Source organism: Micromonospora sp. NPDC051141 (genome assembly GCF_044455765.1).
Lineage (GTDB): Bacteria > Actinomycetota > Actinomycetes > Mycobacteriales > Micromonosporaceae > Micromonospora.
Map to the genome: position 1 here is coordinate 361,264 of NZ_JBITFD010000006.1, position 23,864 is coordinate 385,127.

15 protein-coding genes are annotated in these 23,864 nt (G+C 73.1%); 2 read left to right on the forward strand and 13 right to left on the reverse strand.

Going from position 1 to position 23,864, the window contains the following annotated elements; all coding sequences use genetic code 11:
• Positions 1-6: 6 nt before the first annotated feature.
• The gene (locus ACIA6B_RS14975; protein ID WP_396773642.1) at positions 7-5,154 is read left to right on the forward strand and encodes a type I polyketide synthase; all 5,148 of its coding nucleotides are present in this window, start codon (positions 7-9) and stop codon (positions 5,152-5,154) included.
• 66 nt (positions 5,155-5,220) lie between these two features.
• Here the strand turns inward: ACIA6B_RS14975 and ACIA6B_RS14980 are convergent, their stop codons facing one another.
• The 13 genes from ACIA6B_RS14980 to panD all read right to left on the reverse strand — a co-directional run bounded on the left by ACIA6B_RS14980 (position 5,221) and on the right by panD (position 23,394).
• Entirely contained in the window at positions 5,221-6,564 is a 1,344-nt protein-coding gene (locus ACIA6B_RS14980; protein ID WP_396773643.1) for an NAD(P)/FAD-dependent oxidoreductase, read from the reverse strand.
• Positions 6,561-6,839 (reverse strand): acyl carrier protein, encoded by a 279-nt coding sequence (locus ACIA6B_RS14985; RefSeq protein WP_396773644.1) that lies wholly within the window; start codon positions 6,837-6,839, stop codon positions 6,561-6,563. Before ACIA6B_RS14985 ends, ACIA6B_RS14980 begins: the two co-directional genes overlap by 4 nt.
• Before the next feature lie 33 nt (positions 6,840-6,872).
• Entirely contained in the window at positions 6,873-11,810 is a 4,938-nt protein-coding gene (locus ACIA6B_RS14990) for an amino acid adenylation domain-containing protein (RefSeq protein ID WP_396773645.1), read from the reverse strand.
• Positions 11,811-11,834: 24 nt separating this feature from the next.
• A complete protein-coding gene (locus ACIA6B_RS14995) occupies positions 11,835-13,058 on the reverse strand; it encodes a cytochrome P450 (protein ID WP_396773646.1) in 1,224 nt (407 codons plus the stop codon).
• Positions 13,059-13,158: 100 nt separating this feature from the next.
• Positions 13,159-15,324 (reverse strand): MMPL family transporter, encoded by a 2,166-nt coding sequence (locus tag ACIA6B_RS15000; protein WP_396773647.1) that lies wholly within the window; start codon positions 15,322-15,324, stop codon positions 13,159-13,161.
• 136 nt (positions 15,325-15,460) lie between these two features.
• Positions 15,461-15,730: a hypothetical protein gene (locus tag ACIA6B_RS15005; RefSeq protein WP_396773648.1), complete on the reverse strand. Its 270-nt coding sequence runs from the start codon at positions 15,728-15,730 to the stop codon at positions 15,461-15,463.
• Between the two features lie 30 nt (positions 15,731-15,760).
• Positions 15,761-16,072, reverse strand: a complete 312-nt coding sequence (locus tag ACIA6B_RS15010) for an ArsR/SmtB family transcription factor (RefSeq protein ID WP_396773649.1) — start codon at positions 16,070-16,072, stop codon at positions 15,761-15,763.
• 83 nt (positions 16,073-16,155) lie between these two features.
• Positions 16,156-17,745 (reverse strand): tryptophan halogenase family protein, encoded by a 1,590-nt coding sequence (locus ACIA6B_RS15015; RefSeq protein WP_396773650.1) that lies wholly within the window; start codon positions 17,743-17,745, stop codon positions 16,156-16,158.
• 192 nt (positions 17,746-17,937) lie between these two features.
• Entirely contained in the window at positions 17,938-18,594 is a 657-nt protein-coding gene (locus ACIA6B_RS15020; protein ID WP_396773652.1) for a DedA family protein, read from the reverse strand.
• 135 nt (positions 18,595-18,729) lie between these two features.
• Entirely contained in the window at positions 18,730-21,372 is a 2,643-nt protein-coding gene (locus ACIA6B_RS15025; RefSeq protein WP_396773653.1) for an amino acid adenylation domain-containing protein, read from the reverse strand.
• An 18-nt stretch (positions 21,373-21,390) separates the two neighbouring features.
• On the reverse strand, positions 21,391-22,239 hold the full coding sequence (locus tag ACIA6B_RS15030) for an SDR family oxidoreductase (RefSeq protein WP_396773654.1): 849 nt from the start codon (positions 22,237-22,239) through the stop codon (positions 21,391-21,393).
• The gene (locus tag ACIA6B_RS15035) at positions 22,236-22,952 is read right to left on the reverse strand and encodes a thioesterase II family protein (RefSeq protein ID WP_396773655.1); all 717 of its coding nucleotides are present in this window, start codon (positions 22,950-22,952) and stop codon (positions 22,236-22,238) included. The genes ACIA6B_RS15030 and ACIA6B_RS15035 overlap by 4 nt, the downstream gene beginning before the upstream one ends.
• Positions 22,953-22,962: 10 nt before the next feature.
• On the reverse strand, positions 22,963-23,394 hold the full coding sequence (gene panD, locus ACIA6B_RS15040; protein ID WP_396773656.1) for an aspartate 1-decarboxylase: 432 nt from the start codon (positions 23,392-23,394) through the stop codon (positions 22,963-22,965).
• A gap of 206 nt (positions 23,395-23,600) precedes the next feature.
• On the opposite strand from panD, the gene ACIA6B_RS15045 reads away from it, so the two are divergent.
• Positions 23,601-23,816: an MbtH family protein gene (locus ACIA6B_RS15045; protein WP_396773658.1), complete on the forward strand. Its 216-nt coding sequence runs from the start codon at positions 23,601-23,603 to the stop codon at positions 23,814-23,816.
• Positions 23,817-23,864 lie beyond the last annotated feature (48 nt).

Here is a 23,864-nt window from a genome sequence, read left to right on the forward strand (position 1 = left end):
ACACTGATGGGGACATCCGACATCGCGCCGATCGCTGTCATCGGCGCCGGCTGCCGGTTCGCCGGCGACGTCCACAGCGTCGACGACTTCTGGCGGCTGCTGGTCGACGGCCGGGACGGCATCGGCGACCCGCCCACCGAACGCTGGGCGGCGTATCAGGACGTCGGCCCGGACCACGCCACCGCCGCCCGCCAAGCCGCCGTTCCGGGCGGCTTTCTGCGTGACATCGACGGCTTCGACGCGGCGTTCTTCGGGCTCTCGCCGCGCGAGGCCGAGCTCATGGACCCACAGCAGCGGCTCCTGCTGGAGGTGACCTGGGAGGCGCTGGAACACGCCGGCATCCCGCCGCACGAGCTGGCCGGCGGAGACACCGGCGTCTTCGTCGGCGTGGGCTCCGACGACTACGGCCGCCGGCTGCTGGAGGACCTGCCGTCCATCGAGGCGTGGACGGGCATCGGCAGCGCCATGTGCGCGGCGGCGAACCGCATCTCGTACGCGCTCGACCTGCACGGGCCCAGCGTCGCCGTGGACACCGCGTGCTCGGCCTCGCTGGTCGCCACCCACCTGGCCGCCCAAGCGCTGCGCGACGACGAATGCCGGATCGCCCTGGTCGGCGGCGTCAACCTGATCGTCTCTCCCGGCCTGACGCTCACCTTGCAGGCCGCCGGTGCGACCGCGCCGGACGGGCGTTGCAAGCCGTTCGACGCCGAGGCCAACGGGTACGGACGGGGTGAGGGCGGGGGCGTCCTGGTCCTCAAGCGGCTCGACGACGCGGAACGCGACGGCGACCGGATCCTGGCGGTGGTCCGGGGCAGCGCGGTCCACCAGGACGGCCGCACCGGCGGAATCATGGCGCCCAACGGCGACGCCCAGCGCCGGCTGCTGGCCGAGGCGTGCCGCCGCGCCGGGGTGGACCCCGCGTCGGTCGACTACGTCGAGGCCCACGGCACCGGCACCCGGCTGGGCGACCCGCTGGAGGCGGGCGCGATGAGCGCCGTCTACGGCAGCGGCCGGCCGGCCGGGCAGCCCTGCCTGATCGGCTCGGTCAAACCCAACATCGGCCACCTGGAGGCCGGCGCGGGCATCGCCAGCCTGATCAAGGCGACGCTGGCGCTGCACCACGGGACGCTGCCGCCGAGCCTCAACTTCCACGAGCCCAATCCCCTGATCGACTGGAGCGGCTCCGGGCTGCGCGTGGTCACCGAGCCCACGCCGTGGCCGGACCATGATGGGCCGCGCAGGTGCGGCGTCTCCGGCTTCGGATACGGGGGCACGATCGGGCACGTCGTGCTGGAGCAGGCGCCGGTCGACGCCGCGGCGCGGACGGACGCCCCGGCCCCGGGCGCCCCGGACGCGACCGGGCCGCGGCTGTATCCGCTGTCGGCCGGTTCACCACAGGCGCTGGCGCAGCGCGCGACGGCGCTCGCCGACCAGCTCACCCGCGACGAGACGCTCCCGCTCGACGCGGTCGGCCGGACCCTTGCCGTACGCCGCTCGCACCTGGCGCACCGGGCGGCGATCGTGGCCACCGGCCGCGACGAGCTCGTCGAACGGCTGCGACTGATCGCCGAGGGTCAGCAGGACCGGGATGCCGTCCTCGGGTCGCCCGCCGACGATGCGGGACGCGGCCTGGTCATGGTCTTCTCCGGCCACGGCGCGCAGTGGGCCGGGATGGGCCGCGACCTGCTGGTCAGTGAGACCGCCTTCGCCGAGGTCATCGACCGGCTGGAGCCGATCTTCCGGGCGGAGATCGGCTTCTCGCCGCGGCAGGTGCTGCTCGACGGTGACCTGGAGAGCGTGGACCGGATCCAGACGATGATCTTCGCGGTCCAGGTCGGCCTGGCGGCGGTCTGGCGTTCCTACGGGGTACGCCCGGACGCCGTCATCGGCCACTCGGTCGGTGAGCTGGCGGCTGCCGTCACCAGCGGTGCGCTCAGCCTCGACGACGGCGCGCGGCTCAGCTGCCGGCGCTCCACGCTGCTGCGCCGCATCGCCGGTCAGGGCGCGATGGCCATGGTCGCCCTGCCGTTCGCCGAGGTCGAGGAACGCCTGCGCGGACGCGACGACGTGGCCGCCGGCATCGCGGCGTCACCGTTCTCCACCGTCGTGTCCGGTGCGCCGGAGGCCGTCGAGGAGCTGATCGAGCGGTGGGGCGCCGATGACGTCACCGTCCGGCGGGTCGCCTCGGACGTCGCGTTCCACAGCCCGCAGACCGACCCGTTGCTCGCCGATCTCGCCGCCGCCGCGCACGACCTGGACACCGGCAAGCCCCGGCTGCCCATGTACAGCACGGCGCTGACCGACAGCCGCGGCGCCGGGACGCTGGACGGCGCGTACTGGGCCACCAACCTGCGTCAGCCCGTACGCCTGACCGACGCGGTCCGGGCCGCCGTCGAGGACGGCTACCGGGCCTTCCTGGAGGTCTCGGCGCACCCGGTGGTCGCCCACTCGATCCGCGAGACGCTCGGCGAGACCGCCGCCCCGGACGCGTTCGTCGGCACCACCCTGCGGCGCAACCAGCCCGAGCAGGCCACCCTGCTGGCCGCGGCCGGTCTGGCGCACTGCCACGGCATCGCGCTCGACTGGGATCGCCGGCAGCCGACAGGTGGCCACGTCGACCTGCCCGGCATGCCGTGGCAGCACCGGCCCCACTGGCACGACACCGCCGTCTCCGGCCCGGGCGGCCGGCGCCCGCACGACCCGGCGTCGCACACGCTGCTGGGCGCCGCGTCCACGGTGGCGGGTCCGTCCGAGATCGAGGTCTGGCGTACCGACCTCGACCGGGAGAGCCGGCCCTATCCCGGCAGCCACACCATCGGCGGCGTCGAGATCGCGCCGGCGGCCGTCTACCTGACCACGTTCCTGGGCGCGGGCGGCGCGGACCGCACCGTGCTGACCGAGGTGTCCCTGCGGCTGCCACTGGTGGCTCAGGAACGCCGCGAGGTGCAGGTGGTCCGGGACGGATCCGGCCTGCGGCTGGTGTCCCGGTCACCGGGCGAGGACGGCGTCTGGCTCGTGCACGCGACGGCGACCGCCGGCCTCGACGACGGGGCCCCGCCCGCGGCGCTGCCGCGGACGCGCTGGCGGGCGGCAGCGCCGGGCGGCGTCCGGGAGTACCTGGCCGGGGTCGGCGTGCCGACGATGGCCTTCGACTGGGACGTCGAGGAGCTGCTACGCGGCGATGACGCGCTGCGGGCCCGGGTCACCGTCGCCGACACGAGTTCGTGGGCCGGGGTGCTCGACGCGGCGTTCTCCGTCGCGCCGACCGCCCTGCCCGGCGAGCCCGTGCTGCGCATGGTGGCCGGCGCCGACCGGGTCCGGGTGACGGGCACGCCGCCGGCCGTCGCCGACATCCACGTGGTGCGCGACCCGTCCGCGCCGAACCGCCTCGACGTGCGTGTCAAGGGCGCGGGCACGGACGGTCGCGCCGAGATCACCGGACTCGCCTACGCCGCCGTCGACGACGACACGCTGGCCGCCGCCGCGCCCGGGGAACTGGTCCACGAGCTGCGCTGGCGCGAGCTCACGGCGGACGAGGACGCCGGCCCCGTGCCCGCCCTGGTGCTGGTCGGCGACCCGGATCGCACCGGCGCACTGGCCGGCCCGCTGCGCGCGGCGGGCGTCACGGTCGACGTCGCCGACACGGCACCGGAGGACGCCGTGCTGCCGGGCGGCAAGTCGGCGGACGTGGTCCTGGTGGCCGGTCCCGTCCCGGGCGCCGCCGCCGATCTGCCGAACGAGGCGGCCCGCGCCACGTGGGAGCTGCTCGGCACCGCACAGCGGCTGCTGGCGCGGGACCGGCGCGTCCGGTGCCTCACCACCGGGGTGCTGGAGAGCGGGTCGCCGGCCGCGCTGGCCCAGTCGCCGGTATGGGGGCTCGGCCGGGTGCTCGCCGGCGAGTACGGCGAGCAGTGGGCCGGCATCGTCGACCTGCCCGCCGGCGACCCCGCCGCGGAGATCGCCACGCTGCTCGCCGTGCTGCGCGGAAGGCGGCGCGAGGACGTCGTGACCGTACGCGACGGCGTCGCGCGGGCCGCCCGCCTGGTGCGCACGGACCGCGAGCCGGCCGGCGGGCCGCTCGCCTGCCGGGCCGACGGCACCTATCTGGTCACCGGCGGCCTCGGCGTGCTCGGCCTGGACGTCGCCCGGTGGCTGGCCGAGCGGGGCGCGCGGCGCATCGTGCTGGCGGGACGGACCGGGTTGCCCGCCCGGGCCGACTGGGACACGACGACGGACACGGAGACGGCGCGGCGGATCCGCGGCGTACGAGACCTGGAAGGGTCGGGTGTCACCGTCAGGGTGATCGGCCTGGACGTCGGCGACGCCGCCGCGGTGGCGCGGGTCCTCGCCCCCGACGCGCTCGGCATGCCCCCGATCTGCGGCGTCGTCCACGCCGCGGGCGTCCTCGACAACCGGATGGCGCACTCGGTCGACGAGCCGTCGCTGCGCACCGTGCTGCGCCCGAAGGTGGACGGCGCCTGGGCGCTGCACCGGACGTTCCCGCCGGGCAGCCTCGACTTCTTCGTGCTGTTCTCGTCGTGCGGCCAGCTGCTCGGCCTGCCGGGCCAGGCGTCGTACGGCGCCGCCAACGCGTTCCTGGACGCGCTCGCCACCCACCGCGGCGACGTGCTCAGCTTCGGCTGGACGTCGTGGCGCGGCCAGGGCATGGCCGTCAACGAGACCGTCGACCGGGAGTTGCGGTCCCGCGGCACCGCGCCCATCTCCGCCGCCGAGGCGTTCGCCGCGTGGGACCACGCGCAGCAGCGCGGCCCGGGCCACTACCCGGTCCTGCGGATGCTGCCGGGCGCGGAGGTGACCGAGCCGATCGCGCTGCTGAGCGAGGTGGCCGTCGCCGAGGCGGCCGGTCCGGCCGCGGAGGAGGACCTCGGTCTCGCCGGTCTCGACGCCGGCGAGCTGCGCGAGCGTCTCCTGGGCGAGGTGAGCAGCGACATCGCCGCCGAGATGCGGATGCCGGTGGACTCGCTCGACCCCCGGCGCTCGCTCCTGGAACAGGGCCTCGACTCGGTGATGACCATCGTCATCCGGCGGCGCCTGGAGAAGCGGTTCGGTCAGCCGCTGCCGACCGCCCTGCTCTGGCAGAAGCCGAGCATCTCGGGGATCGCCGATCACCTGGCGACGCGACTCGCCGCCTGATCTGCGCGGCCTACGCACCGAAAAGGCCGGGCCGGGAAGAAATCCCGGCCCGGCCCGCCGCGTGGGTCAGAAGCTCGGCGCCGCGGTCGGCGCCTTCAGCGTGCCGAGGTACTTGTGCCACAGGTGGTCGGGGTTGCCCTCCACGGTGGCCAGCACCTCGCGCATGGCGGCCAGCGCCTTGGGCTCCTCGCCGTCGTAGACGTCGCCCTGCAACATCTTCAGCACGTCGAGACGGTAGCGCGGGTCCTGGACGAACGCGGTGAAGAGCACGTTCAGCCGGTAGTAGATGGAGATGAACTCGTACCAGTACTTCACGGCGCGGCGCAGCTTGTTCTCGTACGTGGCGAACCGCTCCTTGCCGAAGTCACCCGCCTGGTGCGCGGCGATGATGTCCTGCGCCGCGATGCGGGCGCTGTTCAACGCCACGCTGACGCCGCTGGAGAAGATCGGATCGACGAACCGGGCCGCGTCGCCGACCAGCACGTACCGGTCGCCGCAGATCTGCTTCATGGAGTAGCTGTAGTCGCCCTCGGTCTTGAACGGCCGGACCTGCTGCGCGTTCTTCAGCGCGTCGTGCAGGTCGGGCCGGCTGGCCACCATGTCCCAGAAGAAGCCGTCCTGGTCGCCGCCGAACTCGCGGAAGCGACTCTTCTGGCTGACCACGCCGACGCTGGTGACCTTGTCGGTGATCGGGATCTGCCAGACCCAGCTGTCCTTGACCTGGAGGAAGTGCACGAAGATGTGGTCCGCCTGCGCCTCGGTGGGCGCGAGGGCCCGGCGGTCCAGCCCCTCGAACCAGCTGTGCACGGCGTACTGGTCGAAGACCGGATCCGCGACCTTCGTGCGCAGTTGTCGGCCGAGCATCGTCTGCCGGCCCGACGCGTCGACCACCATCCGGGCGGTGTACGTCAACCGGCGCGGGCCGGCGCTGCACTCGACCGAGACCAGCTCCGGGTCGTCGAAGTCCACCCGGTGCACCCGGATGCCGTTGAAGACGGTCGCGCCGCTCTCCTGCGCGTGCTTGAGCAGAATGGCGTCGAACCGCCCCCGGTCGACGTGGAACGTGTAGTCGCGGTCCACGCCCGGCTGGTTGCGCTCGACGAACTGGACGTCGGCGGTCCAGCCGTGGCTGAGCCCGTCGTGTCCGAGCAACGGGATGTATCCCGAGAGCCCGGACGTCCACGAGGCGCCGTACTTCTTCGGGAAGTCCGCCTCGTCGATCCGGCCGATCGCGCCGATCTCGACGAGCACCGGCGTGGTGGCGGGCACGAGCGACTCGCCGACATGCTCGCGCGGGAAGACGGCGCCCTCGATGACGGCGACCGAGATGCCGGCCTGAGCCAGGTAGGAGGCCATCGTGGAGCCCGCGGGCCCGCCGCCGACGACCACGACGTCGTAGTCGGCGGTCACCGCCGGCCTCCCGTCGCCGGAACCGGGTCGGCCTCGTCGAGCAACGCGGCGATCGAGCGTACGTCCGCGAAGTTCGCGGCGTCGATCTTTTCGAGCGGCACGAGCAGGCCGAGACGGTCCCGGATGAAGGTCATGAGGACCGCGATCCGCAGCGAGTCGAGCACCCCGGACGTCATCAGCGGAGTGGTCTCGGTGATCGGGCCGTCGTCCACGGCGTCGGGGAACTGTTCCCGCAGGAACGCGAGGATCGCCGACTGATAGGTGTTCTCGGACATCAGAAGCCTTTCTTTGCTGGGGGTACGGTCCGGTTACGCGTCGGAACTGCTGGCCACGACCTCCTCATCGGACATGCCGTCGATCTCCGCGATGACGGCCTGCTCGACCGCCGCGGCGATCTCGGCGACCGTGTCCCCGTCGAAGATCGTGCGCATCGACAGGGGAACGTCGAACGCCGCCTGGATCGCGGCGATGACCCGGATCGCGAGGATCGAGTTGCCGCCCGCGGCGAAGAAGTGGGTGCCGGCGTCGACCGGCACGCCGAGGTGCTCGGCGAAGATCTCGGCGATGCGCTCCTGCACGACGCCGCTGACCGAGGCGCTCGGCGCCGCCTCGCCCGGCGCGGTCGCCGGTGGCAGCGCGCCGCGGTCCAGCTTGCCGTTGGCGGTCAGCGGCAGCGCGGCCAGCGGCACGAAGGCGGCGGGCACGAGGTAGGCGGGCAACCGCTCGGCGCAGAAGGCCGCGAGGTCCGCCGGGACGGCCGCGGGATCGGCCGGGACGACATACGCGACGAGCGCGGCGGCCTCGCCGGTCCCGTTCACCACGACGGCAGCGGTGCGTACCGCCGGGTGCTCGCGCAGCACCGCGGCCACCTCGCCCGGTTCGATCCGGTACCCGCGCACCTTGACCTGCTCGTCGCGCCGGCCGAGGAACTCGATCGTGCCGCTGGGCAGCAACCGGACCAGGTCGCCGGTGCGGTAGAGCCGCGAGCCGGGCGGCCCGGACGGGTCCGGCAGGAACCGCTCGGCGGTCGCCGCCGGCCGCCCGGCGTAGCCGCGGGCCACGCCGGCGCCGCCGACGTGCAGCTCACCGACCACCCCGATCGGCTGTGGCGCCAGCCGTTCGTCGAGCACGTGCAGGGTGACGCCGGGGAGCGGGCGGCCGATCGGCACGCGGTCCCCGCGCACGGGCGCGGTGACCGGATGGATGCTGGCACCGACGGTGGTCTCGGTCGGGCCGTACTCGTTGATCAGATTCTCCGGGCCCAGCGCGGCGGCCCACGCGTCGGCGAGCGGGACCGGCAACTCCTCGCCGGCGACCACGATCGTCGCGGCCAGCGCCGACATCTGCCCGGCGTCGAGCTGGTGGCGGAGGATGTCGAGGTACCCGGGGGTCAGCTTGATGAAGGAGAACGCCCCCGCGGCCACCAGCCGGCCGCCCAGCTCGGTCAGGTCGAGGTCCGGCGGCAGCAGCCGGACGGCCTGCCCGGCCAGCAGCGGCGCCCACAGGTTCGGCACCACCAGGTCGAAGGCGACCGAGAGGAACACCGGCGCGCCGCCCGTGCCGCGGGACGCGAGGTCCTGCACCGCCCAGTTGACGTGCCCGGCCAGGCCGGAGTGGGTGACCTGGACCCCCTTGGGCGAACCGGTCGACCCGGAGGTGTAGATGACGTAGGCGAGCGCCTCGACAGCCGGGTCCCGCTCCGGGCGCCGCGCGTCGGCGGCGTCGATCACTGCGGCGTCCCGGTCCACCGCGACCACGGCGACGTCGTCCAGGCCGTCGCCGATCCGGTCCAGGTGGGACTGCGCGGTGACCAGCACCCGGGCGCCCGCGTCGGCGAGCACCAGCCCGGCCCGGGCCGCCGGCGTCTCCGGGTCGAGCGGCAGGTACGCCGCGCCGGCCTTCCAGATCCCCAGCAGCGCCACCGGCAGCGCCGGCCCACGGTCGAGCAGGACACCCACTGTGGACTCCGGCCCGACGCCCCGGGATCGCAGGTGGTGCGCGAACCGGTTGGCGGCCGCGTCCAGCTCCGCGTACGTCAGCTCGTCCTGATCGGTGACGACCGCGACGGCCCGGGGGGTGGCCGCCGCCTGCCGCTCGAAGCCGTCGAGCACCGTGACGTCGCCGGTGCGCGCCGGAACCGACCGGTACCCGGCCAGCAGTTCCCGCTCGCCGGCCGGCAGGAAGTCCAGCTCCGACAGGCGACCGGCGGGGTGTGCGCAGATCGTGGACACCAGTTCGGTCAGGTGCCCGGCCATCCGCTCGATCGTCGCCCGCTCGAACAGCGACGTGGCGTACTCCAGCAGGCCGACCATCGCGCCGTCCGGCTGCGGCCGGACGTAGAGCGTGAGGTCGGTCTTGGCGACCCGGGAGGCGTGCACCAGCGTGTCCAGGTCCGCCTCGTCCTCGGGGGCGCCCGAGAGTTCGGCGCCGTGGAAGTCGAACGCCACCTGGTACAGCGGGGTACGGGACGGGTCGCGCGGCGGCGCGAGGTCGGCGACCAGCTCGTCGAAGGGCAGGCTCTGGTGCGACAGCGCCTGCTTGCAGACGTCCCGCACCCGCTCCAGCGCCTCGGCGACCGTCATCGCGCCGTCGAGCCGGCAGCGCAGCACCACGCTGTTCAGGAAGAACCCGACCACGTTCTCGGTCTCCGGCCGGCTGCGCCCGGCGACCGGCGCGCCCACCACGACGTCCCATTGGCCGGTGTAGCGGGCCAGCAGCACGGCGAAGGCGGTCAGCATGGTCATGAACGCCGTGGCGTCGCTGTCGCGGCCCAGCTCGGTCATCGACCGGGCGAGCGGCTCGGGGATCGCGAACGGGACGACGGCCCCGGCGCTGTCCCGGACGGCCGGGCGGAGCCGGTCGGCGCGCAGCTCGGTGGCGGCGGCCCCGGCCAGGTCCGCCCGCCAGTGGTCCAGGTCCGCGCGGCGAGCCGGCGCGTCGGCGGCGGCGCGTTCCCAGGCGGCGAAGTCGGCGTACTGGATCGGCGGCTCGGGCAGCTCGGCGCCGCGGCCGGCCAGCAGCTCGTCGAACTCGCGGGTCAGGATCGCGGACGACCACCCGTCGCTCGCGATGTGGTGCACGAGCAACACGAGGGTCCGTGCGCCCTCCGGGACGGTCTGCGGGTCGGTGTGCAGCAGCGCCCGCACGAGGTGGCCACGTTCCAGGTCGAAGCCCGCACCGGTGGCGTCGGCGAGAACGTCGCCGAGCTCCGCGCGGGGCACGGCGACGGTCCGCAGCGGAACCGGGCGCGGCTCCTGCACGTACTGCCTCGGCTCGCCGTCGACGACGGCGTACCGGGTGCGCAGCGACTCGTGCCGGGCGGCCAGCGCATCGAGCGCCTGCCGCACCGCCGACTCGGGTACGCCGGCCGGGACCGTCAGGAAGACACCCGAGACCCACTCCCGGCTGCCCGGGTCGAGGCGGTCCAGCAGCCAGATCCGTTGCTGGCCGGCGGAGAGCGGCAGGCCGCCCTCGCGCGGCGCCCGCTCGATCCGGTGGTGGTCGTGGCGGGCGGCCTCCACCAGCTCGGCGTGCCGGGTCACGGTCGCCGGCGACAGCAACGCGTCCAGCGCGATCGTGCGACCGTACGCCGCACGCAGGCGGTTGGCGAGCTGCACCAGTTGGAGGGAGGAGCCGCCCAGCCGGAAGAAGTCGTCCTCGCGCCCGACCCGGTCGACGCCCAGCACCTCGCGCCACAGGCCGGCGATCCGCGACTCCTCCGGCGACGCGGGCGCGCCGGAGGGCTCCGCGGACCCGGCGCCGGGTGCGGGCAGCGCCCTGCGGTCGACCTTGCCGCTCGACGTGCTCGGCAGGGCGTCCATCGGCACGATCGCGGCCGGCAGGTGGGTGGCGGGCAGTCGGGTCGCCAGGAAGTCCGACAGCGTCGTCAGGTCGGCGCCGGGCGCGGCGACCGGGTAGGCCGCGAGCCGCATCGCGCCACTCGGCGCCCGGTACGCCGCAACCGCCGCCGCCCGTACCCCTGGATGGTCCAGCATCGCGGCCTCGACCTCGCCGGGTTCGATCCGCACACCGTTGATCTTGAGCTGGTCGTCGACGCGCCCGGTGAACTCGAGAGCGCCGTCCGCGCGGCGGCGCACCCGGTCACCGGTGCGGTAGAGCCGGGCGCCGTCGCCGGCGGGGTCGGGCACGAAACGCTCGGCGGTCAGCGCCGGGTCGTTGAGGTATCCGTGCGCCAGGCCGACGCCACCGAGGAACAGCTCGCCCTCGTCGCCGTCCAGGACGGTGCGGATGCCCTCGATGGCCCGCCCGATCGCCACCGGCCCGGACCGCTGCAGCGGGTCCACCTCCTGCGCCACGGCTTCGATCGAGCATTCCGTCGGTCCGTACGTGTTCCAGACGGTGACCGGCTCGGTGTTGTCCTCGACCTCCGCCAGGAAGTCCTGCACCAACTCGGCCGTCAGCTGCTCGCCGCCGCTGGACAGCAGCCGCAGGGCGGTGCAGCGGTCCCAGCCCGTCTCGTGCACGAGCGCGCGCAGCAGGGACGGCACCACCTGGAGCACGGTGACGCCGTGCTCGGCGACCAGGCGCACGAGCGACGCGGGGTCGCGCTCCGCGCCGTCGGGCGCCACCACCACCGTGCCGCCGGCGCGCAGGGCCGCGAAGATCTCCCAGCCCGCCGCGTCGAAGGTGACAGGCGTCTTGAAGAGCACCCGGTCGGCGGCGCCGAGCCCGTGACAGCGGACCCGCCAGGCGAGCTGGTTGTCGAACCCGGCATGCGGGATCACCACGCCCTTCGGGCGGCCGGTGGATCCCGAGGTGAAGAGGACGTAGGCGGCCGAGTCCCGGTCGATCGGACGGCGGGCGGGTTCGGCCGGCCGGTGCGCGGACGTGGCGAGGGCGTCGTCGAGCACGACGGCGCGGGCCCCGGCGGCCACCACGGGCGCCTGCGTGTCCGCCTCGGTCAGGGCGAGCCGGGCGCCGCTGCCGGCCAGCACGCCGCGGAGGCGCTGGGCCGGATGGTCGGGCGCGAGCGGGAGATAGGCCCCGCCGGCCCGCCAGATCGCGAGCAGGGCGATCACCAGTTCCGCGCGGCGGCGCAGGAGCACACCGACCGGGTCACCGGGCCGCAGCCCCTGCTCCAGCAGGAGTCCCGCCAGGCGGTCGGCGCTGCTGTCGAGTTCGGCGTAGGTGACCTCCCGGTCGCCGTCGGCCACCGCCACCGCGGCGGGTCGCCTGGCGGCGTGCCGGGTCACCAGCGTCGAGGTCGGTACGGCTTCGGTTGTCATGTCGATCTCCTCGCGTGGTCGCGGTCAGCCGAGGGGGGTGAACGTGATCGGCAGCCGCTGCAGGAACCGGAAGTTGACGCTCTCCAGCCAGTCCGGCTCGGCGTCGACGGTGTGCAGGTCGCCGGCGCGGCGCAGCAGGGCGGCGATGCCGATCTCGATTTCGGTCACGGCCAGGGCGGCGCCGAGGCAGTAGTGGATCCCGTGCCCGAAGGACAGCTGGTCGGCCGCGTGGCGGGTCACGTCGAGCCGGTCCGGGTCGGGGTAGCGCCCAGGATCCCGGTTGCCCGCGCCGAGCACGAGCGTGACCGTGTCGCCCCGCCTGATGTGCCGGCCGCCGATCTCCAGGTCGTCGAGCGCCATCCGGGAGGTGAACTGCACCGAGCCGTCGTAACGGAGGAACTCGTACGCGGCGCCGTTCGCCAGCTCCGGCCGGGCACGCAGCAGCGACTGCTGGTCCGGTTGCTGGATGAGGGCCAGCACCGCGTTGCCGATCACGTGCGTGGTGGTGGCCTGCCCGGCGTCGATGAGCAGCAGGAAGTTGGCGAAGACCTCGTCGTCGGTGTAGTCCGCCTCGTCGAGCTGTCCCGCGATCATCCGGCTGAACAGGTCCTCGGCGGCGCCGGCCCGGCGCGCCGCGGTCTGCCGGTCGAAGACGGCCCGCAGGTCGTTGATGCGCGGCACGGCCCTGCGCGACTGCGTGAAGAACTCGTGCAGCAGGCCGGGCCAGTCGCTCAGCAGGTGCAGCGCGTCGTCCGGCACCCCGGCCAGCCTGCCGACGACGCGGCGGGTGAGCGGCTCCGAGAAGTCGCGGATGACGTCCATCCGCCCGCTGCCGGCCACCTGGTCGAGCAGGTCGTCGGCGATCTCCTGGACGAGTGGTCGCAGCTCGCGGATGAAGCGCGGGGTCAGGCCCGGCTTGATGAGCCGCCGCAGCCGGGTGTGCCGAGGCGGCTCGTTGAACAGCATCATGTCGGCGAGCGCCGTCTTGAGCGGCTTCATCTCGGTACGCGCGCTGGCCGGCAGTTGCTCGTAGAACGACTCGACGCGCGCGCCCGTGAGCCGCTCGTCCTTGGAAAGCTGGACGATCTCTGCGTAGCCGAGGACCAGCCAGGTCCGCATCCACTCGTCCCACAGCACGACGCCGTCGGTCCGCATCGCGCGATACAGCGCGTACGGGTCGAGTTTCCATTGCGGGTCGTAGAGGGCCAGCAGGCTCGGCGGCCGCGTCCCGGCGGAGGTGTCAGTCACCTCTCCAAGCGTCCGGGGCGGACTATATTTCTCCGGTACCGAAGCTATCGCGCCCCCGCGACGGTGGTCGCGGGGGCGCGGGTCGGCTCAGTGTCCGGGGTCAGTGGGCGTGCGCGTAGACCTCCGGCTCGGCCTGGTCGGTCTTCAACTCCCGTTCCCGGGAAAGGCTTCGGCGCGACCAGGCGCGGTCACCCAGCAGCGCCAGCGCGGCCGGCAGCAGCACACCACGCACCAGCGTCGCGTCGATCAGGATCGCCACCGCCATACCGACGCCCAGCATCTTGTACTCGATGGCGGAGAGCGTCACGAAGACCGAGAAGACGCCGATCATGATGGCGGCGGCGCTGGTCACCACGCCGGCGCTCGCACCGACACCGCCCACGATCGCCGTGCGGGGGTCGGCACCGGCCGCCCGGCGCTCACGGACCCGGCTGAGGATGAAGATGTGGTAGTCCATGCTCAGCCCGAACAGCAGCACGAAGATGAAGAGCGGCAGCCAGTCGGTGATGCCGCCGTACGCCGTGAAGCCCAGCAGGCCGCTCAGATGCCCGTCCTGGAACACCCAGGTGAGCACGCCGTACGCCGCGCCGATCGAGAGCAGGTTGAGCACGATCGAGGCGACCGGCAGCCACCAGGACCGGAACGCGAGGCTCAGCAGGACGAACGCGAGCAGCAGCACGAAGGCGAACACGTAGCTCATGCGTTGCCGCACCTGCCGGGTGAAGTCGTACGCGAACGCCGTCTTGCCGGCCACCGCGAACCTCGCGCCGGGCACCGTGCCGAACGTCGCGGGCAGCACCTCCTGCCGCAGTTCGCGCAGCGCCTGATTGGAGCGCTCGTCGGTTCCGTTGCCGTCGAGCGGGACCCGGACCACAAGCGCGTCACCCACCCGCATCACCGACACCGGCTCGTGCAGCAGTCCGCCGCTGGCGCCGATCCGCCGGCGCAGCTCGTCGGTCGCGGCCGTCATCCGCGGGCTCGCCGCGTCGGCTCCCCAGACGACCACCTGCTCCGGTGCGGCCGCTCCGGGGAACGCGGCCTGCATCCGGGCCGCGCCGTCGACGGCGGGCACACTGCGCGGCAGGCTGTTCGTCGGCCCGGCGTCCTGGAGCCGCATGTCGAGCGCCGGCACCATCAGGCCCACCAGCACGAGGACCGCGACCGTGCCCCAGAGCAGCGGGCGGCGCACGACGTTACGGGACACGGTCGTCCAGAAGCGTGACTCCCGCGCGACCGTGCGCCGGCGGCCGAGCCACGGCACCCGCGCCCGGTCCACACGATGGCCGAGGATGGCCAGCAGTGCGGGCAGCGCGGTCACCGAGCCGATGACGGCGAGACCGACCACGGTGATCGTGCCCACGGTGAGGCCGCGGAAGTTGTCGAGGCCGGTCATCCAGAGGCCGCCGACACAGAGCATGACGGTCAGCCCGGAGATGACCACGACCCGTCCCGAGGTGCGGGCGGCGATCTCCAGCGCGGCGCCGGTCTCCCGGCCGGCGGCCCGCTCCTCCCGTTCCCGGCGCAGGTAGAACAACGAGTAGTCGACGCTCACGGCCACGCCGATCAGCAGGATCATCGACGAGGTGGCGCTGTTGATCGGGACCACCAGGTCGACCACCGACAGCACGCTCATGGCGGCGGCCACGGTGGTCGCGGCGAGCAGCAGCGGGATGCCGGCGGCGATCAGCGACCCGAACACCACCAGCAGGATCAGGATCGTCAGCGGCAGCGACGTGGTCTCGGCGGTCTGGAAATCCTTCTTGATGGCGTCGTCCACCGTGGCGGAGAGACTCCGGTCGCCCGCCTGGTCGATCCGCACACCGGGGTGCGTGGCCGCGACGGCGCCGACCGCGTCGGTCGCCTTCTGGTAGTTGTCGAGCATCGCGTCGTCGGGCCCGGCGACGACGAAGGTGACCAGCCCGGACCGGCCGTCCGCGGACACCTGTCCGGGTGCGGCCGGGTCCAGCGGTGACCGGACGTCGGACACCGCGGTCGGCATCGCACGCAGCTTGTCGACCACGTCGGCCGTGGCCGCCCGCGCCTCGGGGTCCGACGCGAACCCCGAGCCACCCGACCCGCTCGGAGAAATGAGCACGTTCTCCCGGATGGGCAGGTACTCAGGTTGGTCGCGCAGCGCCTGCTGGGCCACCCCGGACTCGCCGGGATCATGGGCCGGTGCGCCGTTGCCGCTGATCAGCGAGCTGCCGAGGACGGTGACCACGACCAGGACGAGCCAGCCGACCAGCACCGGCCATCGATGGCGCACGGACCAGCTCGCAACGCGCTCGGCGAACGGCTTCCGGACGTCTCCAGTTTGGATGGACACAGAGATTATTCCTTTCTTGGAAAGGACGGCGTTTCTCTGTCGTGCCTCCGAGCGCCGGGCCCGTGCGCCACGAGCGCTACTCGACGTCCTTGAGGATGTGCTCGATGGCGGCCAGACGCTTCTCCAGGCCCTCCATTCGGGTGTCGATCCCGGTGAGCTTCACCTCCACCGCCTCCTCAGCGGCCGTGGAACGCTTCGCCAACTCGCGATAGTCGTTGTCGCGAGCAATGGCAGCCTTGGCGCGCAGCGTCTTGGCGACCTCGCGGATCACCAGGGCAAGAACGGTGATCACCAGGGCGAAGAGCCCGATGGCTCCGATGACTTCCTGCCAGGCCAATGCGTCCATGCCAGCATTCCCCTTTTACCGCTGCGACTGTCATTTGGTGAGTGTCCGCACCGCGTCCGCGATGGTTTCCGGCGTCAGGTTCAGCGCGAAGTCACGGACCTCGTAGAACTTCATCGCCTTGCCGTCCTCGGAGAACTCGAGCTGCGAGTCCACAAGGCCCGCCGCCTCCAGCTTGCGCAGGTGGACCTGCAGCAACGCCCGGCTGATGCCCAACTCGCGGGCCAGCTGACTGACATAGTTGCGCCGCTTCGCGAGCACTCCTATGACCCGCATGCGATGCGGGTTTGCCAGCGTCGCCAGCGTTTCGACGAGTTCGTCACCGTTCACCGTAGCGGGCTCCACGTGACCTCCTGCATGTGCCTAAAAAACTTAGCACATGCCTACCCAGGCAACAACCGGACCCGGCGCGGACCGCTCACCGCGGCTCAGCCGTGCAACTGGCGCAGGTACTCGTACGTGCTCGGCAGCGTGTCCAGCAGTTCGCGCTGCTTCCGCTTGATCTCGGCGAAGATGGGTTCGGCCCGCTGCATCGCGCCGTCGCGGTAGGTGAGCGCCGGCAGCGGGTGCTCCGGAAGCACGTCGAGCCCCGCGAAGACGCAGTAGTAACTGCTGTTGGTCCAGTAGTTGCGGAACTCCGCCTCGAAGTTGGCGTAGTAGGTCGACTCGTCGGTGATCGGCATGTTGATCGCCAGCCCGGCACGGTACTGAGCGATCTTCCGCTTGATGTCGTCGGCCAGGACCAGTTCCTTGCAGGCCCGCCAGAAAGGGGTGTCCCGGCGCGGGGAGAGGCTGAAGTGGGCCTGGAGGAAGTCGCGCGAGTCGTCGAACATGTGCTCGATCTCGTCGTTGAACGAATCCCGCAGCGCCGGGTCGAAGTTGCGGTCGGGGAAGAACTTGCCCAACTGGTAGAGCGCGGCGGTGATGAAGTAGATGCCTGTCGACTCCAGGGGCTCGAGAAAGCAGGACGAGAGCCCGATGCTGACCACGTTGCGGACCCAGGCCCGACGGTTGCGGCCCACCCGGAACTTGATGTGGTTCAGCGGCTGCGTCTCCGGGTCCAGCCCCCACAACTCGCAGAACTGCCGGGTGGCGGTGTCCTGGTCGGCGAACCGGCTGGAGTAGACGTACCCGGTGCCGAAGCGACCCAGCATCGGGATCTTCCACGTCCAGCCCGACGGCATGGCGATCGAGGAGGTGAACGGCTCGACGCCGTCGGCCTCGTCGTCGTGCGGCACCGCCGTGGCGACCGCCCGGTCGTTCAGCAGGTTGTCGCTCATGTCCAGGAACGGCTCGCGCATCACCTTGTTGATCAGCAGGCTGCGGAAGCCGGTGCAGTCGACGAAGAGGTCGCCGTCGACGGTCCGGCCCGACTTCAGCCGCAGCGAGGTGACGTGGCCGCGCTGATCGACCTCCGCGTCGACCATCTCGTCCTCGATGTGGATCGCACCCTGCTTCTCGGTGGCGAACCGTCGCAGGAACGCCGCGACGAGGCTGGCGTCGAAGTGCCAGGCGTAGTTCGTCCACTTGGTCCCGTCGGCGAACCGCGGGGCCAGGTTGGCGTCCAACACCGGCGACTCGCGGTAGCAGGCGTAGTCGAACGGCTCGTCCGTCTCACCGGCGACCCGCTTCGCCGCCCAGTAGTGCGACAGCGGCAGGTTCTCCGAGTTCGGCAGGATTCCGAACAGGTGGTAGAAGTGGTCACTGTAGCCGTTGAGCTGCCGCGGCTTCGGGGAACCGGCGCCGGGCGTACGCCAGTTGACGAACTTGATCCCCATCTTGAAGCTGGCGTTGCACTCCCGCATCCAGTCCTCCTCGGCCAGACCGAGGAAGTCGAAGAAGGTCTTGTGCAGGTTCGGCACGGTCGCCTCGCCCACGCCGATACTCGGGATGGACGGCGCCTCGACGACCGTGATCCGGACGTGCGGCCCGAGCGCCCGACCGAGGTAGGAGGCGGACATCCAGCCGGCCGTCCCGCCGCCGAGGACGACGACACTTCTGAGCCTGTTGTCTTCCATTCGCATGGCACCCTTCGGATCGGATCCGGGTCCCGGGTCGGGACGGATCGTGGCCTGCCGCGCGGCGAATCCGCGCCGACGCCACTGTCGCGAAGGGCCTTGATAGGCGGCCTATATTCCAGCTATCCGGGCGAATCCCGGACAGGATGACGGCCCGGCACGCCGAAGCGCGCCGGGCCGTCGTGCGGAAGGTCAGACGGCCACCGGCTCCCGGCGCTCGACCTTCCGCCGGGCGCCGACGCCGAGCCGCGGGGGGTCGGCTGTGGCGGCGGCGCGTCGGGCGGCACGACGGGCCCGGACCCGGAGGACGACGGCGATCGCCGCCCCCAGGACGATGCCCGGAATCGCACCGATGAGGGGACGATCGGCGAAGGCCATGCCGCCGAGACGTCCGAGGCCGTTCATGTAGAGCGACCACAGCACGCCGGCGAGCACGCTCACCGGCAGGAACCGGCGCAGCGGGAACCCCATCGAGCCGGCCGCCAGCGTGGCGGCCGTGCGCCCGCCGGGCAGGAAGTGGCCGACCAGCAGCGCCACGCCGCCACGCCGCTCCACCGCGCGTTCCGCGCCGGCGAGCGCCGCACCGAGGACGCCGGAGCGCCTCCGACGGAGCCGCCCGAGCGTGCTACGGCCGAGCAGGTAGGCCAGGTGGTCGGCCGCCACCGAGCCGGCGGCGGCGGCCACCAGCAGGCCGACCGGGTGCGGCCGGCCCGCGACGGCGAGCGCGCTCAGGCAGATCGTCAGCGAGTCGGACGGCAGGGCGGGAAAGACACCGTCGACCGTGACCACGAGTGCGGTGAGAACGTAGATCCACGGCGATCCGGCCAGGTGCATCAGGTGCGCGAGCATCGTTCCACCTCCGGTCCGATCACGGCAGCCGCCACGGTGATGTGCAAAACCAGACTTGCACATGCCGATCGGAGTTAACAAGAGCGACGCCCCGGAGATTGACCCTGACGTTTCCCGGCGTCGAGCCCTCGACGGTCAGGGGGAATCGGCGGTCACCAGGCGATCCGCCAGCTCGGCGAGCCGCGGATGGCGGTACAGCTCCCTCAGCGGCAGGCGGGGCAGCCCCCGCTCGCGCATGAGGGACGCGATGCGGACCGCGTACAGCGAGTTGCCGCCCAGCTCGAAGAAGTTGTCCGAGCCGTCCACCGGCACGCCGAGCACGTCCTGCCAGACGGCGGCCATCGCCCCCGCCAGACCCCCGTCGGCAGCGACCGTGGGCGTGGACGCGGGTGCCGGCGACCGGCCGACGACGGGCGCCGGCAGCCGCTCGCGGTCCAGCTTGCCGTTGACGGTCAGCGGCAGGGACTCCACCGCCGTCACCGTCGCGGGCACCATGTACTCCGGAAGCATCCGGGCCGCCCGCTCCCGGACTCCCGCCACGCCTTCCCCACGCGGCACGACGTAGGCGTCCAGGCGCTGCTCGGCGGCGTCGCCGGCACGGCCGCCACCGACCACGACGGCGGCCGCGGCGACGGCCGGGTCGGCGAGCAGCACCGTACGGATCTCGTCCAGCTCGATCCGGAAACCCCGGATCTTGACCTGGCTGTCGATCCGCCCGAGATGCTCCAGGCTGCCGTCGGCGCGCAACCGACCCCGATCGCCGCTGCGGTACATCCGACCGCCGGACCACGGATCGGGAACGAAGCGCTGCGCCGTCAGGGCGGGCTTGCCCAGATAGCCGGCCGCCACGCCCCGGCCGCCCACGCAGATCTCGCCCGGCGCCCCGATCGGCTGGAGGCGGCCCCGTCCGTCGACGACCCGCAGCGACCAGCCGGGCAGTGCGCGCCCCACCGAGCGCGACCCGGCCAGCGCGTCGCCGCGGGTCACCGTGTGCTCGGTGACGTGCACCGTCGTCTCGGTGATGCCGAACATGTTCACCGCCCGGCACGCCGACTCGGGGTAGCGGTCGTGCCACCGCAGCAGCAGCCGCGCGTCCAGCGGCTCACCGCCGAAGATCACCAGGCGGACCGCGAGCCGCCGATCGGCCCGCGCGTCCTCCGCGACCAGTTGGGCGAAGGCCGACGGCGTCTGGTTCAGGACGGTCACCCGTTCCTGGGCGAGCAGGGCGTGGAAGTCCTCCACCGAACGCGACGTCCAGTACGGCACGACGACCAGCCGGCCGCCGGTCAGCAACGCGGCCCAGATCTCCCAGACGGAGAAGTCGAACGCGCCGGAGTGGAAGAACGTCCACACGTCGGCCGTCCCCAGCCCGAAGTTCCCGCGGGTGGCCGCGACCAGCGCCGAGACGTTCTCGTGCGGGACCACCACGCCCTTCGGGCGCCCGGTGGAACCCGAGGTGTAGATGACGTACGCGGGCGCGCCGTGGTCCCGGTGCGGGACGAGCCCGTCCGCCTCCCCCGCCGCGAGATCGGCGGTGGTCAGGACCGGCGGGAGGCCGGGTCCGTCGAGCACGCTCCCGTCCGCGACGACCAGGACCAGGCCGGCGTCCCGCACGGTGTACTCCAGCCGGGCCCGTGGGTAGGCGGGGTCCATCGGGACGTAGACGGCGCCCGCCCGGACCGCCGCGAGCATGGTGACGACCAGGTCCGACGAACGGTCGAGGCAGATGCCCACCCGGTCGCCGGGCCGTACGCCCGCCGACCGCAGCGCGGCGGCGAACCGGCCGGCCCGCCGGTCCACCTCGCGGTACGTCAGCGTGTTCCCGTCGCAGGTCAGCGCGGGCGCCTCCGGGCACAGCGCGACCTGGGCCGTGAAGAGCTCGTCGAGATGGGCGCGCGAGCCGGGCGGCTCGGGCGTCGCACCGAGGGCGGCCACCCGCGCGCACTCGCGCGCGTCGAGCAACTCGACGTCTCCGGGCTGCGCGGCCGGGCCGCCCAGTTGGGCATGCGCGTGGGCGACGTGGGTGGCGAACCGGCGGGCCGACGCGCCGTCCACCGCGTGCTCCTGGTGATGCAGTTCCAGGAAGCGCGCGTCGGCGTCGCGCCGGACGAGGAAGGTGAGCGGGAACGGCGCGGCCGGGCCGGGCCGGTAACGGGCGTCGAACTCGCCGAGCAGGACGCCGGCGTCCGGGCTCTGGTCGCCGCTCGTGGCGAACGGCCCGGGGGCCTGCGGCGCCGGGCCCAGCGTCGCGACGGCGGGACGGCGCTCGTCGTCGTAGCGGGCGAGGACGGCGGCGACCGCGTCGGCGAGCAGGCCATCGGTGGGTCCGGGGCCGAGCGGCACGCGGACCACCCCGGTCCGCCCGTGCGCCGCGGGATCGGGCACCGCCCAGTCGAACGGGGACGCCCCGGGCACGGGCAGCGGCACGGGCGCGGCCGAGCGCGACCCGGGCCCGCCGCGGTGGCCGAGCACGACGTCGGCGACGAGCGCGAGCGAGGCCGCGTCCACCGCGGCACGGTCGGCCACGAGGATCAGCTCGGCCGCACCGCCCGGGTAGGTCAGCACCACGGCCCGCAGCGGGTCGGCCGGGTGCGCCAGCTCGGCCCGCCGCCGCCGGTCGGCGAGATCCGATCCCACGGGCGCGGGCACCCGGTCGACCCACAGGCGCGGGCTTCGTGGGCCCGGCCACCAGACCGCGGCCGCCTCCTGGAAGCGCCGTTCGAGATCGGCCGGGTCGCCGGGGGCGGCGACGCACCAGCCGTGGTTTCCGGACAACACGGTCAGTCTCCCTCGCACTCAGCGGGTCGTGAAACCGCCGTCGACGGTCAGCACGCTGCCGGTGACCTGGCGGGCGCCGTCACCGGCGAGCCAGAGCACCGCAGCGGCCACGTCGTCCGGCTCGATCAGGGTGTTCATCGGCTGGTCACGGACGAACGTCTCCTCGTGCTCGGCGACCGGCACCTCGAGCGACCGCGCGATCTCGGCAAGCATCCGGCCCTCGACCCGCGGGTCGTCGCGCACCGAGCCGGGGCACACCGCGTTCACCCGCATCCGGTACGGGGCGTAGTCGAGCGCGGCGGCCCGGGTCAGTCCGATCAGGCCGTGCTTGGCCGCGACGTACCCGGCGAAGTGGCGGTAGCCGACCAGGCCGGCGGTGGAGGAGACGTTCACGATGCTGCCGGAGCGCCTGCGCATCATCAGGCCACCGACGGCGTGGATCGTGCGCCAGGCGCCGCTGAGGTCGACGTCGAGCATCAGCTCCCACTGCTCCTCGTCGATGTCGTGGACCGCCCGGCCGGACGGCGCGGCGATGCCCGCGTTGTTGACCAGCACGTCGATCGTGCCGAACCGCTGGGTGGCGGCGGCGACGGACTCCTCGATCGCGCGCAGGTCCCGCACGTCGGCCTGCCGGGCCAGCACCGCGGCGCCGGCGTCGCGGCAGAGCGCGGCCGTGTGCGCCAACTGGCTGGGCGAGGCCATCGGGTACGGCACCCCGGGCAGGTCCCGCGCGACGTCGAGCAGGACCAGGTCGGCGCCGGCGCCCGCCAGCGCCACCGCGATGGCCCGGCCCAGGCCACGCCCGGCCCCGGTCACCATCGCGGTTCGGCCGGTCAGGTCGTCGGCCGTCGTCGACGCGGCGGTCACGACATCCCCGGCCGGGCGAACAGGCTGCCGTCGATCAGCCGCAACAGCGCGCGCTCGCCGCCGGGCTCGGTCAGGTACATGTGGCCGCCGGGCAGCTCGGCGCTGGTGAAGGCGGCGGTCGTGGTGTCCGCCCACTGACCGCACTCGGCCGGCGTGACCAGGTCGTCGCCGTCGCCGCGCACGGCCGTCACGGGCGTGCGCAGCGGCGGCCCCGGCGGCGGGCGGTAGCCCTCGTGCATCGCGACGTCCGCGCGCAGCATCGGCAGGATCATCTCGCGCATCTCCGGGTCGTCCATCGCCGGATGGCGGTAGCCGGCCAGGCGGCGCACCGCGGCCAGGAACGCGTCGTCGTCCAGGCCGGCGGCCGGATTCTCGCGTACGGTCCCCGGACCGGGCGATCCACTGACGACCAGCCCGGCGATCGGGCCGTCGGCGGACATCCGCCGCGCCAGCTCGTACCCGAGGACGGCGCCCAGGCTGTGCCCGAAGACCACGATTCGCCCGGCGTCGGCCAGCCGCGGACGCAGCCAGGCGTGTGCCTCGTCGACCGCGGCGGCGACGGTGGTGTGCGGCTCGTCGTCCAGCCGCTCCTCGCGGCCGGGCAACTGGACCGCCAGCACCCGCCAGTCGGCGGGCGCGGCGGACTGCCACTTCTTGAAGAACGACGCGCCCGACCCGGCGAAGGGCAGGCAGATCAGCGTGACCGATGGCACGGTGGCCTCCTCAGCTCGGCTGGTGGACGGGGTCGACCACGTCGCCGCGGAACAGCCCGCAGTCTTCGGGAACCTCGGCCGGGTCGTCACCGAGGAGGCGGACCCGGTTGCGTTCGTCGACGAAGACCACCCGCGGCCGCGCCGTCCGCACCTCGGCCTCGGTGTACATCCCGTACGCGATGATGATCACCAGGTCGCCGGGGCTGATCAGCCGCGCCGCGGCGCCGTTGATACCGATCATCCCGGTCCCGCGCGCCCCCTCGATGACGTACGTCGAGAGCCGGTTCCCGTTGTTGACGTCGACGATGTCCACCTTCTCGTCGGCGGCCAGGCCGGCCGCGTCCATGAGGTCGCGATCGACGGTCAGTGACCCGACGTAGTGCAGGTCGGCCTGGGTCACCGTAGCGCGGTGGATCTTCGACTTCAGCAGCGTCGTCAACATGATTCGTCCCTCGACAGTCGTCAGTCGCCATGTGCACGCCACCGTCGGTCGATCCCCGATATTGCGGCTATATGCCGCCTATCACGGCAGCCACCGTCCGTGGCCGCCGCACCGCCGCCCGGCCGTCCGTAGCTGGCGTATAGGCGGAATATCGGCGGGCCCGCAGGATCGCTAGCAATGACACCCGTCCGGTGAAGGAGACCGTCGTGGCCGACGAACACGAAGACAACCAGCGGTACAAGGTCGTGCTCAACGATGAGGAGCAGTACTCGATCTGGCCGGCCGACCGGGACGTCCCCGCCGGCTGGCGCGGCGACGGCGTCGAGGGCACCCGGGACGAGTGCCTGACGCACATCGGCGAGGTGTGGACCGACATGCGCCCGCTGAGCCTGCGCCGCCGGATGGCGGAGACGGCGAGCTGAGCGGCGCGGTCGAGGGGCGGTGTGCCCCACGGGCACACCGCCATTCGC